General features: G+C 64.0%; 4 protein-coding genes. 1 reads left to right on the forward strand and 3 read right to left on the reverse strand.

Features of this window, described 5'->3' with window-relative positions:
• Positions 1–294 precede the first annotated feature (294 nt).
• The 3 genes from MOV74_RS35505 to MOV74_RS35515 form a co-directional block, all read right to left on the reverse strand.
• Complete coding sequence (locus MOV74_RS35505) at positions 295–639, reverse strand: hypothetical protein (RefSeq protein WP_246931830.1); 345 nt, start codon at positions 637–639, stop codon at positions 295–297.
• 160 nt (positions 640–799) lie between these two features.
• Positions 800–1,600, reverse strand: a complete 801-nt coding sequence (locus tag MOV74_RS35510) for a hypothetical protein (protein ID WP_246931834.1) — start codon at positions 1,598–1,600, stop codon at positions 800–802.
• A 262-nt stretch (positions 1,601–1,862) separates the two neighbouring features.
• Positions 1,863–2,099, reverse strand: a complete 237-nt coding sequence (locus MOV74_RS35515; RefSeq protein ID WP_246931836.1) for a hypothetical protein — start codon at positions 2,097–2,099, stop codon at positions 1,863–1,865.
• Positions 2,100–2,326: 227 nt separating this feature from the next.
• On the opposite strand from MOV74_RS35515, the gene MOV74_RS35520 reads away from it, so the two are divergent.
• On the forward strand, positions 2,327–2,620 hold the full coding sequence (locus MOV74_RS35520) for an antibiotic biosynthesis monooxygenase (protein ID WP_246931839.1): 294 nt from the start codon (positions 2,327–2,329) through the stop codon (positions 2,618–2,620).
• The last annotated feature ends 111 nt before the right edge of the window (positions 2,621–2,731 follow it).

Consider the following 2,731-nt stretch of genomic DNA (forward strand, 5'->3'; position numbering starts at 1 on the left):
GGCAAGGACGGCCGCGCGCGCGAGGCTGCGCGCGCAAAGCTCGCCGAGCTCGCGAGCGCCGAGCCGACACAGGTGTCAGTACCGCGAAGGTGAGGGTATCTCTCCACGAATCCCGGAATCGTAGGGTGGGCAAAGGCGCACTTGCGCCGTGCCCACGATCTCTGCAATACGGCGACAGACGCGTGGGCACGCTTCGCTTTGCCCACCCTACGATGCTGTCGTCGAGGAAAGAGACCCTCATCCGGCGCTTCGCGCCACCTTCTCCCACAAGGGGTAGAAGGAAGAAAGCCGCGACTACTTCGCCTTCTTGGCTTTGGCTTTCTTTGTCTTCTTCTCCGGCTTTTCCTTCGCCTTCTTCTCCACCTTCACCACAACGGGCGTGCTGGCGGCAATCCGCATCGATCGCGCGTAGCTGTCGGCGACGTTGTCGGCGGACATCTGCAGGCGCTTGGCGGCGGCGGTGGCCTGCTCCATGGTGGCCTTGGCCATCATCTTGAAGCGGTCGGCTGTCTCCTTGCCCTTGGCCTTGGCCGCAAGGCCGTTGAACCGATCCCGCCGCTCCTTGGCGCGGGTCATCAGGCCCGTATGCAGCTGTCTGGCCAGTTGCCGGATCACGACATCCAGGTCGGCGTCCGCCATGTTGTTCTATCCTCTTAAAACGGTATCGATGCGGGCGGGACTATGCAGATCGGGCCCTGCCTTGGCAATTCCCGCCGGGGAGTCATCCGCAGCTTCCGGCTGGCCAAAACTAAAAAAGCCGCGCATGTCGCGCGGCTTTTGAACGTTTCAGCGGGGCGCCTCATTTCAGCGAGGCCACCGGGCCGTTTGCCGCCGCCGGCTCGGGGTCGAAGCCAAACACGCCGACCAGATATTTGTAATAGTCCGGCATCTTCTCCTTGAGCGCTTCGCGCGACTTCGGGTCGTGGAATTCGCTCTTTCCCGACAGGAAGATGCTGGCGGTCACCGCAAAGAACTCCATGGGATTCTTCATCGCATAGGAGTCCTTGGGGAGAAGGTCCTTGGACTTGGCAAGCGCGTAGTAGGCGATCACGCCCTTGTTGGCATAGCCGTCCGGCAACAGCCGCGCGTGATAGGCGTGCAGCAACTCGTGCAGCAGCACGGCCTCCTTCTCGTACCGCATCATGTCCGGACGCAGCATGATCACGCCGAGCCCGGAATCGACCGCGAGGTCGACGGCGTTCGGATTCGTCCAGCGCTGCTTGTTCGGGTCCCACACCGTGAGCGTCCGCGGCGCGGTGCGGTGGATCTCCGGCGTGACCCGGCCGTAGCACGCGGTCGCGGCGCCTTCGTCGAGGCAGGCCAGCTCGCTCGCGACGATCGGCACGGTATGGAAGAAGCGCAGCACTCGCGGCGAGAGGCCAGCGCCTTCGACGAGATCAATCTGCTGCTTCAGATTGTCGGTGAGCTTGTCGACGTCCTTGCGGTCGGAGTTCTCCGACAGGTCGAACATGTAGCCGCGGTAGCTCTGGAAGCCGGGCGGCAGCGACTGCGCTGCGTCGGCATCGAGCGATCCGGCATGGGATGGACTGGCGAAGAGCGCGCCGACGATGGTTGCCGTCAGCAGCAACGCAATGCGCATGATGAACCCCCTGATGTCACTTCGCCCGGCAGGATAGGTCACCGGTGTTTGCGAAAAGTGAGTGGGGCAAGACTAAGGCAGCGATGTTGAGGCGTGCTTAACCGTTGGTTGCAGAGCGCGCGGGTTGGGTTAGCCGCCGGTTAACCAAGGATAGGTGGATGGCCGCCCCGGCCGGCGAGACGCTTTCTCCACTTGCAGACAGGGTTCGATTGCGAAAAGGCCGCGCTGCTCTGCGCGGCCTTCGTTTGAGGCGCCGGCCTGCTCAGTAGTCATAGCCGGGACGGCCAGGATAATACTGCCGATTGCAGGCCCTGCGGCCGCGGTCATAAGCGGCCGCATTGCCATGGGCGAGCGCGCTGACATATTTCAGGCAGCGCACGTAATTGTCGTTGCCGAGCCAGTCCAGGCTGCCGGCGGCAGCGGGGCTGAGCCGGGCGGAGCCGGCCAACGTCGTGATGGCGACGAGGGCGGCGATAGCCGAAAGCGCGATGGTTCTCATGGTCGGTGTCCTGTTGCGGCTGCCCGATGCAGCCGGTGTGGACGCAACCATGCCGGAACGCGCGCGGAACAACTGTGCCGGCCATCACGCTGGCCGCACCGTCGGTCGAGATGCGATCCGTTGGGTAAAGGCGGGCGATTGATGCGAGGGCGTGGATCGTTTGCCTGCCAAGGCGTAAGATCACCTTGGGCACTATGTCCCCAACACGTAGCTGGAAGGAGGATGCCATGTATGCCGCCATCCGTCAGGCCAAGGCGAAGAGCGGGAGCGCTGAGGAGCTGGCGCGCCGCATCAAGGACGGCGCCGTTCCGATCATCAGCGACGTCGACGGCTTCCGCGCCTATTACGTCGTCTATGCCGGTGACGACACGGTCACCGCGATCTCGATCTTCGACAAGTTCGAGCAGGCCGAGGAGGCAAACAAGCGCGCCATCGCCTGGATCGAGAAAAATCTCGGCCAGCTGCTCGCGGGGCACGCGAGCGCGGCCGCGGGGCCGGTGATCGTGCATACGCTGGCGTAGGGCTGCCGTCGTTGAAACGACTGTTTGCTCGACCGGCAGTCTCGTGCCCCGGACGCAGCGCAGCGCCTCTTTGGCGGTGCGCTGCAGAGCCGGGGCCCACGTGGTGCGGTA

It is taken from the genome of Bradyrhizobium sp. SHOUNA76 (assembly GCF_023006445.1).
In the GTDB taxonomy this organism is placed as follows: Bacteria; Pseudomonadota; Alphaproteobacteria; order Rhizobiales; family Xanthobacteraceae; genus Bradyrhizobium.

Excerpts from the sequence above, each read along its gene's own strand:
- MOV74_RS35510 (WP_246931834.1), bottom strand. The coding sequence starts at position 1,600 with ATGCGCATTGCGTTGCTGCTGACGGCAACCATCGTCGGCGCGCTCTTC.
- MOV74_RS35505 (WP_246931830.1), bottom strand. The coding sequence starts at position 639 with ATGGCGGACGCCGACCTGGATGTCGTGATCCGGCAACTGGCCAGACAG.
- MOV74_RS35520 (WP_246931839.1), top strand. The coding sequence starts at position 2,327 with ATGTATGCCGCCATCCGTCAGGCCAAGGCGAAGAGCGGGAGCGCTGAG.
- MOV74_RS35515 (WP_246931836.1), bottom strand. The coding sequence starts at position 2,099 with ATGAGAACCATCGCGCTTTCGGCTATCGCCGCCCTCGTCGCCATCACG.